Source organism: Dictyoglomus sp. GBS (assembly GCF_055179815.1).
The window spans coordinates 952399-966320 of record NZ_CM143687.1 but is presented as its reverse complement, the minus strand read 5'-3'; the positions used below and the strand labels follow the sequence as shown (position 1 = coordinate 966320).

General features: G+C 32.0%; 13 protein-coding genes. 5 read left to right on the top strand and 8 right to left on the bottom strand.

All coding sequences use genetic code 11. The annotated features are described in order from the left end of the window. Positions 1-29: 29 nt before the first annotated feature. From ACY3IT_RS04570 to ACY3IT_RS04550, 5 genes are all read left to right on the top strand, one after another. Positions 30-2021 carry a sodium-translocating pyrophosphatase gene (locus ACY3IT_RS04570; protein ID WP_463083602.1) on the top strand — a complete coding sequence of 664 codons (1992 nt, stop codon included), beginning with the start codon at positions 30-32 and terminating at the stop codon, positions 2019-2021. A gap of 122 nt (positions 2022-2143) precedes the next feature. After that, complete coding sequence (gene ileS / locus ACY3IT_RS04565) at positions 2144-5068, top strand: isoleucine--tRNA ligase (protein WP_463083601.1); 2925 nt, start codon at positions 2144-2146, stop codon at positions 5066-5068. A gap of 19 nt (positions 5069-5087) precedes the next feature. Then, the gene (locus ACY3IT_RS04560; RefSeq protein WP_463083625.1) at positions 5088-5978 is read left to right on the top strand and encodes an ABC transporter substrate-binding protein; all 891 of its coding nucleotides are present in this window, start codon (positions 5088-5090) and stop codon (positions 5976-5978) included. Then, positions 5968-6903: a FecCD family ABC transporter permease gene (locus tag ACY3IT_RS04555; RefSeq protein WP_463083600.1), complete on the top strand. Its 936-nt coding sequence runs from the start codon at positions 5968-5970 to the stop codon at positions 6901-6903. The genes ACY3IT_RS04560 and ACY3IT_RS04555 overlap by 11 nt, the downstream gene beginning before the upstream one ends. After that, positions 6900-7685, top strand: coding sequence for an ABC transporter ATP-binding protein (locus ACY3IT_RS04550; RefSeq protein ID WP_463083599.1), 786 nt, complete (start codon positions 6900-6902; stop codon positions 7683-7685). Before ACY3IT_RS04555 ends, ACY3IT_RS04550 begins: the two co-directional genes overlap by 4 nt. Here the strand turns inward: ACY3IT_RS04550 and ACY3IT_RS04545 are convergent. From ACY3IT_RS04545 to def, 8 genes are read right to left on the bottom strand one after another with little or no spacing between them, the layout of a single operon-like run. Next, positions 7660-8250: a hypothetical protein gene (locus ACY3IT_RS04545; protein WP_463083598.1), complete on the bottom strand. Its 591-nt coding sequence runs from the start codon at positions 8248-8250 to the stop codon at positions 7660-7662. The genes ACY3IT_RS04550 and ACY3IT_RS04545 overlap by 26 nt on opposite strands. A 3-nt stretch (positions 8251-8253) precedes the next feature. Next, on the bottom strand, positions 8254-8916 hold the full coding sequence (gene rpe / locus ACY3IT_RS04540; protein ID WP_463083597.1) for a ribulose-phosphate 3-epimerase: 663 nt from the start codon (positions 8914-8916) through the stop codon (positions 8254-8256). 1 nt (position 8917) lies between these two features. Then, the gene (locus ACY3IT_RS04535; RefSeq protein ID WP_463083596.1) at positions 8918-9463 is read right to left on the bottom strand and encodes a PASTA domain-containing protein; all 546 of its coding nucleotides are present in this window, start codon (positions 9461-9463) and stop codon (positions 8918-8920) included. Further along, positions 9444-10511, bottom strand: a complete 1068-nt coding sequence (gene rlmN / locus ACY3IT_RS04530; RefSeq protein ID WP_463083595.1) for a dual-specificity RNA methyltransferase RlmN — start codon at positions 10509-10511, stop codon at positions 9444-9446. The genes ACY3IT_RS04535 and rlmN overlap by 20 nt, the downstream gene beginning before the upstream one ends. Further along, positions 10501-11796 (bottom strand): 16S rRNA (cytosine(967)-C(5))-methyltransferase RsmB, encoded by a 1296-nt coding sequence (gene rsmB / locus ACY3IT_RS04525; RefSeq protein ID WP_463083594.1) that lies wholly within the window; start codon positions 11794-11796, stop codon positions 10501-10503. Before rsmB ends, rlmN begins: the two co-directional genes overlap by 11 nt. After that, a complete protein-coding gene (locus tag ACY3IT_RS04520) occupies positions 11796-12485 on the bottom strand; it encodes a zinc metallopeptidase (protein WP_463083593.1) in 690 nt (229 codons plus the stop codon). Before ACY3IT_RS04520 ends, rsmB begins: the two co-directional genes overlap by 1 nt. A gap of 29 nt (positions 12486-12514) precedes the next feature. After that, positions 12515-13456, bottom strand: coding sequence for a methionyl-tRNA formyltransferase (fmt, locus tag ACY3IT_RS04515; protein WP_463083592.1), 942 nt, complete (start codon positions 13454-13456; stop codon positions 12515-12517). Then, entirely contained in the window at positions 13453-13911 is a 459-nt protein-coding gene (gene def, locus ACY3IT_RS04510; RefSeq protein WP_463083591.1) for a peptide deformylase, read from the bottom strand. Before def ends, fmt begins: the two co-directional genes overlap by 4 nt. Between the last annotated feature and the right edge of the window lie 11 nt (positions 13912-13922).

Sequence of the window (13922 nt, the reverse complement as noted above, 5' to 3'; positions counted from 1 at the left end):
GTAAAATTTTTTAAAAGGAGGATTAAGAAATGCAGAACCTACTGTGGATTACACCCATTTCAGGCACAATCGGTCTCTTAGTAGCTTTTCTTATTGCAAGAAATATTCTTAAAGAAGAAGTGGGACCTACAGAGATCCAAAAAATCATGAAAGCCATACAACAAGGAGCAGATGCATTTCTAAATCGTGAAATAAAAACTGTATCAATATTTGCAATAATATTCGGTATTTTTATGGCAATAGTATTACAACCTCTATTAGGATTAGCCTTCATCATTGGTGCAGCCTTTTCTATGCTTTCTGGATATATAGGAATGAAGATAGCAACAAGGGCAAATGGAAGAACAACTTATGCTGCCTCTAAATATGGAGTAGGTAAATCTTTGGATATTGCATTTTCTGGTGGAGCAGTTATGGGACTTATGGAAGCAAGTCTAGGAATCTTTGGTTCAAGTTTAATTTACCTCATTCTTAGCAATTTTATGCCAGATCCAAGATTAAAGCTTGAAATTATCAGTGGATATGCATTAGGAGCAAGTTTTATTGCCCTTTTTGCTCGTGTGGGTGGTGGTATTTATACAAAGGCTGCAGATGTAGGAGCAGATCTTGTTGGTAAAGTGGAAGCAGGAATTCCTGAAGATGATCCAAGAAACCCTGCTGTAATAGCTGATAATGTAGGAGACAATGTAGGAGATGTGGCAGGAATGGGAGCAGATTTATATGAATCCTATGTAGGAGCCATACACGCTGGTGCGGTATTAGGATTTGCATACGCTGAGATGAAAGGTCTCCTTTATCCATTCCTTTTTGCAGTAATAGGTCTTTATGCATCTATTATAGGAATCATCTTTACAAAAGTATATGCTGCAAGGAAAAATGCTGATCCTGCTAATGCCTTAAGAAATGGAACCTTTATTGCAGCTATCATCACTATTATTGGATCTTTCTTTTTATCCCAATCACTATTAGGAAATTTAGGTCCTTTCTGGGCAGGTACTATCGGAATTATTGTGGGTATAGCAATAGGTTTAATAAGCGAATACTATACATCTAATAAACCAATAGAAAGAATTGCATATGCCAGTACTACAGGTCCAGCTACTAACATTATAACTGGTCTTTCTGTAGGAATGGAAAGTACATTTCTTACTATAGTTGTTTTAGCAATTGGTATATATTTAGCTTATTTAGCTAATGGCATGTGGGGAATAGGAATCGCAGGAGTTGGAATGCTTGCAACCTTAGGTATTACCCTTTCTGTTGATGCTTATGGACCAATAGCTGATAATGCTAGTGGAATAGCAGAAATGGCCCACCAAGGAGAAAAAGTCAGAGAAATAACAAGCTCTCTTGACGCTTATGGAAACACTACTGCAGCTATGGGTAAAGGCTTTGCTATAGGTTCAGCCATATTAACTGCTCTATCTTTGTTTGCTGCTTTTAAAGAATGGGCTCAGATCCAATATATAGATGTATCAAAGGCATCAGTGCTTGCAGGTACTCTTATTGGTGGAATGCTACCATTTTTATTCTCCGCCCTATCTTTAAAGGCAGTAGGTGAGGCAGCCACTCATATGGTAGAAGAGGTAAGAAGACAATTTAGAGAAATAAAAGGACTTCTTGAAGGAAAATCAGACCCAGATTATGCAAAATGTGTAGATATAAGTACTCGCGGTGCATTAAAAGCTATGATACTTCCAAGTTTAATTATGATATTATCTCCCTTTATTATTGCATTCTTATTAGGAAAAGAAGCCTTAGGTGGTATGCTTACCGGAGCAACTGTATCTGGAGGACTTTTAGCCATATTTATGGCAAATGCTGGTGGAGCCTGGGATAATGCTAAAAAACTAATTGAACATGGTAAATTTGGGGGTAAGGGTTCTGATGCTCATAAGGCAGCTGTAGTAGGAGATACAGTAGGAGATCCTTTCAAAGATACTGCTGGACCTTCAATCAACATATTAATAAAACTTATGGCTGTAATTTCCCTTGTATTCTTACCAATATTCTTTCATTAAAAATTAAAAGACAAGAAAGGGGTGGAAGATATTCTTCCACCCCTTTTTTTATTCTTGACATAAATCTCATATATAATATACTAACCTAAGTCTTTACATATATTTTTGGAAGGAGGGATAACTTGTTCAAGAAACTACCATCACTAATAAACTTCCCACAGATGGAAGAAGAGATAATGAAATTTTGGAAAGATAGAGATACATTTAAAAAATCCTTAGAAATAAGAAAGGGATCACCCAGATTCAATTTCTATGAGGGACCACCCACTGCCAACGGTAAACCCCATGCAGGTCATGTTCTACCCAGAATATACAAGGACCTTTTCCCAAGATACAAAACCATGCAAGGATATTACGTGCCAAGAAAAGCAGGATGGGATACCCATGGGCTTCCTGTAGAGCTTGAGGTAGAAAAAGAGTTGGGTATTAACAGCAAACAAGAAATAGAAAAATACGGGATAGAAGAGTTTAATAAAAAATGTAGAGAAAGTGTATTTAGATACGAAAGAGAATGGCGACTATTTACAGAGAGAATTGGTTTCTGGATTGATATGGATAATCCCTATATTACATTAAGCAATGACTATATAGAATCAGTCTGGTGGCTTTTAAAAAAAATTTGGGAAAGAGGCTTACTTTATAAAGGATATAAAATTGTCCCTTGGTGTCCAAGATGCGAAACAGCCCTATCAGATCACGAGGTAGCTCAAGGTTATAAAGAAACAGAAGATCCATCTATTTTTGTAAAATTTAAGATAAAAAATCAAAATGATACATATTTTCTTGCATGGACTACAACTCCATGGACCCTTATATCTAATATAGCATTAGCTGTACATCCTGATGAAGATTATGTGAAAGTGAAATATAATAACGAATACTACATATTAGCAGAAAAAAGATTAACTTATGTATTTCCAGAAGGAAACTACGAAATAATAGAAAAGTATAAAGGCAAAGATTTAGAAAAAACTTATTATGAACCCCTATTCAATTTCTTACCCATCGATAAAGATTCTCATTATGTTGTACTTGGAGATTTTGTAACCTTAGAAGATGGTACAGGAATTGTCCATATTGCGCCAGCCTTTGGAGATGAGGACTTCCAAATAGGGAAAAAATATGATCTTCCCTTCTTACAACCTGTAGATCAAAATGGCAAATTTATAAAAGAGGTTGAACCATGGGCAGGAATGTTCATAAAAAAAGCTGATCCCTTAATCATTGAAAATCTAAAAAATAGGGGCTTATTATTTAAAGAAGAAAAATATCTACACTCATATCCATTCTGTTGGAGATGTGATACTCCTCTAATTTATTATGCCAGAGCCTCATGGTATATAAAAACTACCGCAGTAAAAGAAGATTTACTGAGAAATAATCAAAAAATAAATTGGTATCCAGAACATATTAAAGAAGGAAGATTTGGTAATTGGCTAGCTAATAATATTGATTGGTCGCTAAGTAGAGAAAGATATTGGGGTACTCCACTACCCATATGGATATGTGAGTCTTGTGGACACCAAGAATGTATAGGAAGCTATAAAGAATTAGGTATCACTGATACAAAAAACTTTGATCCTCATAAACCTTATATAGACAAAATTACATTAAAATGTCCAAAATGCGGGGGTACAATGTATAGAGTACCTGAAGTTATTGACTGTTGGTTTGATTCAGGAGCTATGCCAGTAGCCCAATGGCATTATCCTTTTGAAAATGAGGAAGAATTTAAAGCTTCTTTCCCCGCAGATTTCATATGTGAAGCTATTGATCAAACAAGAGGATGGTTCTATAGTCTTCTTGCCATATCTACCTTAGTATTTAACAAGCCTGCTTATAATAATGTTCTCGTGACGGAATTAGTGTTAGATGAAAAAGGCGAAAAAATGAGTAAACATAAAGGTAATGTAGTTGATCCCTGGCTAATATTGAATAAATACGGGGCAGATGCTTTAAGATGGTATATCTTTACTGTAAGTCCTCCATGGGTACCACTAAGATTTTCTCCTGATGCTGTAAATGAAGCCCTTAAAAAATTCCTTTTAACCTTATGGAATACTGTTTCTTTCTTCTCCATTTACGCAGAAATAGATGGTTTTGATCCAACACAAAATAGTATCTCCTTAGAAACACTTGAAGATGTCTCTGATAGATGGATTATATCAAGACTAAATAGCTTAATATTAAAAGTAAAAGATGATATGGACAAATTTAATGCTACTTCTGCAGCAAGATCAATACAAAGTTTTGTCATAGATGACCTAAGTAACTGGTATATTAGATTAAATAGAGAAAGATTCTGGAAATCTGAAAAAGACAATGATAAATGGTCAGCTTATACAACCACTTATACTGTAATAAAAGAGCTTACTAAGCTTTTAGCTCCTTTTATCCCATTTACAACAGAAAAAATATATCAAGAAATAGTTAGGGTAGCAGAAAAGGAAGCTCCCGAAAGTGTGCATCTTTGTGATTATCCTCAAGGAGAAATTAAATATATAGATCCTGCATTAGAAGCAGATATGGAAATAGTTAGAAATATTGTTACTATAGGAAGAATGCTTAGAAATCAAGCAAACATAAAAATAAGACAACCGTTATCAAAGATATGGATAAACACGAAAGGAAATAAAGAAAATCTTGAAAAACTTTATAAATACATAAAGCAAGAACTTAATGTCAATGACGTAATTTTCGATAATCCAGAGGCAAAAGACAATATATTAATTCATCAAGATGATAATCTCCAAGTAGGATTGGACATAACAATAACAGAAGATTTATTAAAGAAAGGAATATTGAGAGAGTTAGAGCATAAAATTCAAATGCTAAGAAAAGAAGCAAAATTAGATTATGCAGATAGAATAAAATTCTACTATCAAGGATCTCCTAAAATAAAGGAAATCATAGAAGAAAACAAAGAAGAACTCTCAGAAGAAATTTTGGCTATTGAAATACATGAAGGAGAAATACCAGATACTGCTTATAAAAAGAATATAAAAGTGTATGATGAAGAGATATTAGTAGGTTTTGAAAAATTATAAAAGGGGGTTTAGGAAAGTGATGAAATTTAAAAAACTATCAATTATATTTATCATAGTAATTTTAGTAACTACTATCTTTTCCTTTTCTTCAACCTTACCAATATCTATAAAAGATGATATAGGAAGAGAAATAACCATTAAAGAGTATCCTAAGAGAATTATATCTCTTGCTCCTTCATCAACTGAAATACTTTTTGAAATAGGCGCTGGAGATAGAGTGGTTGGAGTCACTGATTTTTGTAACTACCCAAAGGAAGCTCAAACAAAAGAGAAAGTAGGAGGTTTTAGCAATCCTAACATAGAAAAAATTATCTCCTTAAAACCAGATTTAATCGTTCTATACAAAAGTTTTCCAAAGGAAGTTTTTAACCAATTGGAAAAATCTCTACCAAATACTTCATTTATTGTTCTTGATCCAAAAACTTATGAAGATGTAATGAAAAATATCATATTAGTAGGTAAGGCCGTAGGAAAAGAAAATGAAGCAAGAAAAGTTTACAACAATATGCTTAATGGATGGTTAGAGATACAAAAAAGAGTTGCTTCTATAAAGAAATCTCCAAAGGTTCTTTTCTTAATTTGGAATGATCCATTTATATCTGTATCACCTTCCACCTTTCTGGGTGATCTTTTGAAAAAACTAAAAGCCAAAAATATTGTAGAAAATAATGAGCCAGAATACCCTGTTCTTAGTTTAGAGTCTATTATCTCAAAAAATCCTGATGTTATAATTATTGGAGAAATGTCAGGTATATCAAAAGAATCCATAATGAATCACCCAATCTTAAAAGATACGAATGCAGTAAAAAATAAAAAAGTTTTTACAGTAAATGATGATTTAGTTTTCAGACCAGGCCCAAGACTTGTGGATGGACTTAAAGTACTCTACAAAACTTTATATGAAAATTAAGCTTTCTTTTTTATTAATACTTTTACTTTTTTTAAGTATTATCTCTGTAAAAATAGGAGATATAAAAGGAAATAATGAGGTCCGGGGAGTCATTATATATAACATAAGGTTGCCCCGGACTCTTTTATCTATTTTTGTCGGTGGAAATCTTGGTATTGCAGGAGCTATTCTTCAGAGTCTTTTCCACAATCCATTAGCAGAACCTCATATTATAGGCTTATCTTCCGGAGCACTATTAGGTACTACCATATATTTTCTTATGGCTGGAAGTACTTGGGATATTGATCCCCTTTTGACACCTTGGTTTGCTATTTTAGGTTCGATTTTCGTGCTATTTTTACTTTTAATCTTTAATCAAAGATTTCAAAGTTCAAATACCTTAATACTTTTAGGTGTATCATTAAACTCTTTATTATCTTCCTTTACTTCTTTATTACTTTTTTTAAAACAAAAAACTTTTCAAGGTGTTTATTTTTGGATTCTTGGAGGCTTTAATGGCAAATCATGGAATCACTTTTATATTCTACTTTATTACTCATTAATAAGCATACCATGGGCTTTCTTGTGGAGAAAAAAATTTAATATTCTATTCCTAAGTGAAGAAGAGATATATAGTCTTGGAATTTCTTTAAAAAAGATCCAACCATTAATAATAATACTTTTAACTATTTTAATAGCCCCATCAGTTGCAGTATCTGGAATGATAGGATTTGTTGGCCTTATTTCTCCCCATCTAATGAGAGTATGGGAAACAGCAGACTACAAGTGGCTAATACCATCAAGTTACCTTGCAGGATCCATCCTTTTATTATCATCGGACATTTTATCAAGAATTCTTTTTTATCCAACAGAAATACCAGTAGGTATAATAACGTCTTTCTTAGGCGTACCATTCTTTATCTATCTTCTTATCAAAAGACAATGATAAAATTTTTAAATGTAAGTGCTGGCTACGAAACCAAGAAAATAGTATTAAAGAATTTTACCTGGGAAACACCCGAAAAGGGTTTTATAGGAATAATTGGCCCTAATGGGGCTGGAAAAAGTACTATTTTTAGATTAATTATAAGGTATATTGTACCTACTTTAGGTGAGATATATTTAAATAATATCAATATTAAAAAATATTCACAGGAAAATTTAGCAAAAATTATAGCTCTTCTTCCTCAAAAGCCTATATGGGAACCCTCTTTATCAGTAGAAGAATATATATCCTTAGGTAGGTATCCTCATCATCCCTCATGGAGACCATTAAGTAAAAAAGATATTATAAGAGTAAATGAAATCATGATATCAACAGATACCATAATGCTTAAAAAGAAAAAATTACATCAACTTTCGGGAGGAGAATTACAAAGGGTTATTATCGCAAGAATATTAGCCCAAGACCCTCAAATTATCCTTCTAGATGAACCTACAAATAACTTAGATCCATATTATCAAATAAGCATCTTAGATAAGATTAGAGAATTAAGCAAAGAAATACTTATTATAGCTAACCTACATGACATAAACTTAGCCTCTTTTTATACAGATTATATCTTAGCTTTAAGAAATGGTATGGCTCTATCCTTCGGGAAGACAAAAGAAGTATTAAATTGTAATCTTTTAAATCAACTCTTTAACATAAGATATACAGAAATAAATTATAAAAATAAAAAAATATTTTTACCTTTTCACATTACCAATCAGGAAGAGAAATCTTAGAAAGCCTTCTATCTATAAGCCAGATTCGTATTATAAGGGCAAGTATACCCCCAAATATCACTTGGGAGAACGTTAGAAGATAAAAGAAAGAAAGAACAACTAAAAAAATCTTCGTTTCATTTTTTTTTGAAGCAAAAATGAAATGTTTACTTAGAGTAATCTCTCCCTTTACACTACCTGGATATTCTCTGTATATCCAAATATTACTTAAAAATCCAGGAATATCTAAATAAAAGAAATATAAAGATAGAGTAAATCCTACAATAACCTCATAGATCTCTTTACTGAAACCTTTTTGAGTTGTAAGATACCATACAAAAAGTACATATATTATAAGAAACAAATTAAGAAACCAAAATATTAGTCCTCTCTTTTTGGGTGTTTCTTTTTCTTTCTTCTCATCCTTTCTCCAAGGGGGGACACTCTCTCCTACTCCTTCTACTTTTATATATTTCTTAGCATCCTCTTCATAAGACATACTTTCCCTTTTTTCCAGTATATCATGAAATATAATCATAAATAAGACTGCCAAAGGAATAAACCATGGTTCATAAATAAGTCCCATTTATTATACCTCCTTATAAGTGAGAGTCTTCATTCTTAAAATAACATTTTTAGGATCTTCCGAACCAAAAATTCCTTGCCCACTAATCAATATGTTTGCCCCAGCGCTAACCACCAAAGGAGCAGTTTTTAAATCAATACCCCCATCTACCATTATATCTAAATTTATCCCCTCCTTAATAGCTCTTTCTCTTAGATCCCTTATTTTTTTAAGACAAAAAGGTAAAAATTCCTGCCCCCCATAACCAGGATTTACAGTCATAAGTAGAACTAAATCCACCTCTCCAAGAAGATAATCCAAAGTAGACAGAGGAGTTGCTGGATTTAAGGTTATAAAAGGACGAACTTTATGCTCTCTTATATATTTTAATAATCTTTGAGGATGATAGGTATTTTCAATATGAAATCCTAAATGATCAGCTCCAGATTCTATAAACATATCTACAAAAAGTTCTGGCTTTTCAACCATAAGATGTACATTAAGAAGTAAATTAAATCTCTTTTTTATCGCCTTCACTAAAGATGGACCATAACTTAGATTAGGGACAAAATGTCCATCCATAATATCAACGTGTAATGCATCAGAATATTCCTCGACAAGTCTTATAGATTTTTCCATATTTAAAAGATCAGCTGAAAGAATTGAAGGAAAAACTTGGACTTTCATTTTACTCTTCCTCAGAAGTATATGTAGATTCAGGAGTATTTCCATAAGAAGACGTGGTAAAGGTATATAAAAGAACCGTTCCACCCTTTTCCATATATATATTAGCTTGAGGGACTTGTTTTACCACATATCCCTCCTTATTTCCAGCAAAATCAACCACAAAACCTGCCCTCTCAAGAATATTCAAAGCCTCTCCCATATCTTTATACCTAACATCTGGAACTTTAGCAAAAGAGGCAGGCATATTTATCCATAAAATTATACTACTTCCTATTGGAACCTTAGTAGTCAATGGATTCTGATCTAAAACCAATAAAAAATCTTTTTTTCTATCCATTAATATACCACCAATCACAATTTTAAAGTTTTTTTCCGATAATATCTTAGAAGCTTCCATAATATTTTTTCCTCTTACATCAGGAGGAACAACAGATTCTACATTTGAAGATACAGTATTCTTAAAAAGGATTATAAAAAGGATAAAGATTAATAGATTTATTCCTATAAGGATATAAAGTATAAGTTCCTTAATTGAAATTTTTTTCATAATTCATCCCCCTCATAATTAAATAAGTTGCTCTTAATTGGCCACATCCAGCCCTAATTTTACTTCCATAAGAAATTCTCAATGTATTATTTATACCATTCTTATCTAAAATCTCTTTAAACTTCCTAATAGAATAAATATCAGAAGGTTCCCATGGATATTCCTTTACTTTATTCCAAGGAATTAAATTCACATGAGCAGGTTTACCCTTAAGAAGTATAGATAGTTTATCTGCATGTTCAATTCTATCATTAAAATCTTTTATAAGCACATATTCAAAAGTTATTCTTCTTTTTGTAACATTTGCATAAAACCAAGCACTTTCTAATAACTCTTCTATGGGATATTTCTTATTAATGGGAATTATTTGATTTCTCAATTCATTGTCAGGAGCATGTAAAGAAATAGCAAGCCTTACTTTAACTTTTTCATTTGCAAGATTATATATCTTTGGAACTATTCCAACAGTAGAAATAGTTATATGTTTACTACCTATTCCAAACCCCCAATCACTGTTGAATATCTCTATAGATCTTATTACTGCATCATAATTAGCTAAAGGTTCACCCATTCCCATAAAAACAATATTGGAAATTCTTTCTCCTTCTTTCCATAACTCTTTTTGAATTGTCAATGCCTGCCCAATAATCTCTTCAATCTTTAAATTTCTTTTCAAACCTATTAGTCCTGTAGCACAAAATTTACAAGAAAAAGAACAACCTACCTGCACTGATATACATATGGTATTTCTATTATGATGTCTTATAAGAACGGTTTCTATATTTTCACCATCTGATAATTGTAAAAGATATTTGAAGGTATTACCTGCATCTTTCTTATCAACAACATGAGGAAGGTCAAAAGAGAAAAACTCTTTTAATTTATTTCTTAGATTCATAGGCAAATTACTCATCTTCTCAGGATCCCATTCTCCTTTTTTATATATCCAATTCAAAATCTGATCTACCCTATAGGATAGCTCATTCCATCCTTTCAATATCTCTAAAAGATTTTCTTTATTTAGTGAAAATATATTTTTAGTACTCACGGCTCAACAAGCTAATAAAAAAACCATCAGTTTTATATTTATAGGGTAAAACTCTAAATATCCCATTAAACTCCTCATATCTATAGGAGAATTTTTCTAAAATAAAATTGGGATTATTTTGGAGAAAAGATAAAACCACACCTTCATTCTCACTCCAAGTAAGCGTACATGTACTATAAAGAATTTTTCCTCCTCTTTTAACTAATTTTCCTGCTCTCTCTAAAATCTTTAATTGTAATTTAGAATTTTCATAAATTTGATCCTTTGATAACCTCCACTTTATTTCGGGTTTATGACTTAAAACCCCTAAACCTGTACATGGAGCATCTAAAAGAACTTTATCAAAAATACCATTAAAAGATTCTGGAATAGATGTAGCATCTATATTTAAAGTCTCTATTATTTTAACTCCTAGCCTTTTTGCATTCTCTTCTACCAAACCTATCCTATTTTTATTAATATCCACAGATACAATTTTTCCCTCATTTTTCATTAATTCAGCCATATGTGTACTTTTAAGCCCTGGAGCAGAACAAAGATCAATAACTTTTTCTCCTGGTTTTGGATTTAATATTAAAGCAGGTAACATAGAAGCTTCACTCTGTACAATGAAATAACCTTCTCTAAATAGGTCCAAATTTTCTAAAAAAACTCCATTTTTCACTATTAAGGCTTGATCAACCAAATAACCATCTTCTACATCAATACTTCTTTTTGTTAATTCTCTTTTCAATTCTTCTTTATTTGTTTTCAATGTATTCACCCTTAAAGAAAATCTCTGAGGTCTATTACTCCAAGACGCTATCTTAATCTTTTCAGTTGTGCCTAAATAATCGTCCCATTCATCTAATATAAAATCTGGAATAGCATATTTTAAATTTTCAGGAAAAGATCTTAAATCAACATTATTTCTATTTTCAATGATTCTTCTTGCAACGGCGTTTATTAATTTAACTTCTCTAGGAGCTTTTTCTTTTGCTACTTCAACGATTTCATTTATTGCAATAGGAAGAATAGTATTTCTAATAAAATATACATGATATACTACTAATCTTAAAAGAATTTTTGCATATAAAGAAAGATTATTTTTTTTAACATATTTTCTCCATATAAAATCTAATGTATCTCTCCACCTCGTAACTCCATAAACTAACTCGGTAATAAGATGTTTTTCATTGATAGAAAGATTATAAATAGGAAGCCTATTCCTCAGAAGAATATTTAAATAGGCTTCCTTCTTTTCTAATTCATATAAAATCTCAGCTGACCTTTTTCTTACCTCCATTAGTCGCGATTTCTCATATTTGCAAGTAAAATAAGACGGAAGAGGTTCAATAATGCAGTTAAAGCAGCAGCAAGATAAGTAAGAGCTGCAGCATTTAAAACTTGCTTTACTCCCTCTGCTTCTTTAGGTGTAACAATTCCCAAAGATAATAAAATCTCACGAGCTCTTTTACTTGCATTAATTTCCACAGGAAGAGTAACAATATAGAAAAGTACAGCCAAAGAGAAGGCCAATATACCGATATTCATGAGACTGGGGCTACCAAATAAAAATCCTAAGAAGAAAAGTGGAAAAGCAAGATTAGTCCCTAAATTAGCTATAGGTACAAGAGAAGATCTAAGAGCAAGAGCATAATAACCTGTAGCATGTTGAACAGCATGTCCAATTTCATGAGCAGCTACACCTACTGCTGCCACAGAATAAGAAGAGTAAACAGGTTCGGAAAGCCTCAAAACCTTTGATGATGGATCATAATGATCTGTGAGACTTCCTGGAGCCATTTCTATTCTCACATCATTTAAACCAAGAGCTCTCAATATTATTTCAGCCGCTTCTCTTCCCGTTAATCTCTTAGAGTTAGGTATCTCTGAATAATATGTAAAGGTCGATCTAACTTTTAAGCTCGCATATATAGACAATAACAATGCAGGTAGCAATATAATATATGTAGGATCCCAAAAGAAAAACATTTATATATCACCTCCCAATTAATATATTATTAATCAAATTTTTCACCTATACTTAGACGATAACCATTTAAAAATTCTTTATAAGTCATCTTTTTTTTATTTTCAGGTTGAAGCTCCAATATATATAATATTCCATTTGTAGCTTTAATACCAATGCCTTTATTTCTATCTATAACAGAAATAGTACCATTTTCATATTCTAAATAGTTATTAGTAATCTCGTAATTTGCCTTGTAAACTTTAAGAATTTTACCTCTAAAAAAGGTAAAAGCACCAGGTTCTGGAGACAAAGCTCTAATCTGACACCATATTTTTTTAACATGATTATTCCAGTCTATTCTCTCCTCTTCTTTAGAAATCTTAGGAGCATAAGTTGCCTCACTATCATTTTGAGGTGTAGGTTTTAAAGTACCATCTTTTATTTTAGGAAGCACCTCTAAAAGTAAATCTGCCCCTAAATTAGCTAATTTTATAGTTAAGGATTCCCTGTTGTCTTCAGGAAGAATAGGAATCTTCCTTATTGCATAAACTGGTCCTGTATCTAAGCCTTTTTCCATTTGCATAATAGAAATTCCTGTCTCATCTTCACAATTCATTAGAGCTCTTTCGATAGGAGATGCACCTCTATACTTAGGTAAACAAGATGCATGGATATTAATACCACCAAAAGATGGTATAAGCAAAAGGTTTTCTGGTAGTATCTTTCCATAAGCTGCAACTATAAAGGCATCAGGATTAAGATTTTTTATAATTTCATCTATTTCAAAATTATTCCTTAATCTCTCTGGCTGATATAGAGGAATATTTTTCTCCTTAGCAAAAAGTTTAACAGGAGATGGAATTATTTTTTTACCTCTTCCTTGCGGTTTATCAGGTTGAGTTACTACTGCCAATATATTTAATTTCTCGTATATTTTTTCTAATATAATTCTTGCAAAAATTGGAGTACCGAAAAATATTACCCTCATCATATATTGTTTCCTACCTCTTCTGCTATACCTCTATCCACAATTAAAAATCCATCTAAATGATCTATCTCATGTTGAATAATCCTTGCTAAAAGACCCTTTGCTCTATATTTTTTCACTTTTCCACTTAAATCTTGAGCCTTAAAAACAATTCTTTCATATCTTTTTATTTTTAACTCTATACCTGGAATACTCAAACAACCCTCTAAATCAATAACCTCTCCTTCAGCCTCCAATATTTCAGGGTTAATAAAAGCAATAGGTTTATTTTCATAATCGACCACTATAATTCTAAGAGATTCTCCTACTTGAGGAGCAGCAAGTCCTACACCATTTGCAAATTTCATCGTCTCAATCATATCCTCTACAAGTCTCTTAATCTTTGTATCTATACTCTCAACTTTATGAGCTTTTTGCTTTAACACTGGATCTCCAATCTTTCTTATTTCAAGTATCATTTTTATATCAC

Bases quoted from the DNA above. Each gene is read 5' to 3' on its own strand.
- ACY3IT_RS04570 (WP_463083602.1), top strand. From the start codon at position 30: ATGCAGAACCTACTGTGGATTACACCCATTTCAGGCACAATCGGTCTC.
- ACY3IT_RS04560 (WP_463083625.1), top strand. From the start codon at position 5,088: ATGAAATTTAAAAAACTATCAATTATATTTATCATAGTAATTTTAGTA.
- ACY3IT_RS04555 (WP_463083600.1), top strand. From the start codon at position 5,968: ATGAAAATTAAGCTTTCTTTTTTATTAATACTTTTACTTTTTTTAAGT.
- ACY3IT_RS04550 (WP_463083599.1), top strand. From the start codon at position 6,900: ATGATAAAATTTTTAAATGTAAGTGCTGGCTACGAAACCAAGAAAATA.
- ACY3IT_RS04545 (WP_463083598.1), bottom strand. From the start codon at position 8,250: ATGGGACTTATTTATGAACCATGGTTTATTCCTTTGGCAGTCTTATTT.
- rpe (WP_463083597.1), bottom strand. From the start codon at position 8,916: ATGAAAGTCCAAGTTTTTCCTTCAATTCTTTCAGCTGATCTTTTAAAT.
- ACY3IT_RS04535 (WP_463083596.1), bottom strand. From the start codon at position 9,463: ATGAAAAAAATTTCAATTAAGGAACTTATACTTTATATCCTTATAGGA.
- rsmB (WP_463083594.1), bottom strand. From the start codon at position 11,796: ATGGAGGTAAGAAAAAGGTCAGCTGAGATTTTATATGAATTAGAAAAG.
- ACY3IT_RS04520 (WP_463083593.1), bottom strand. From the start codon at position 12,485: ATGTTTTTCTTTTGGGATCCTACATATATTATATTGCTACCTGCATTG.
- fmt (WP_463083592.1), bottom strand. From the start codon at position 13,456: ATGATGAGGGTAATATTTTTCGGTACTCCAATTTTTGCAAGAATTATA.
- def (WP_463083591.1), bottom strand. From the start codon at position 13,911: ATGATACTTGAAATAAGAAAGATTGGAGATCCAGTGTTAAAGCAAAAA.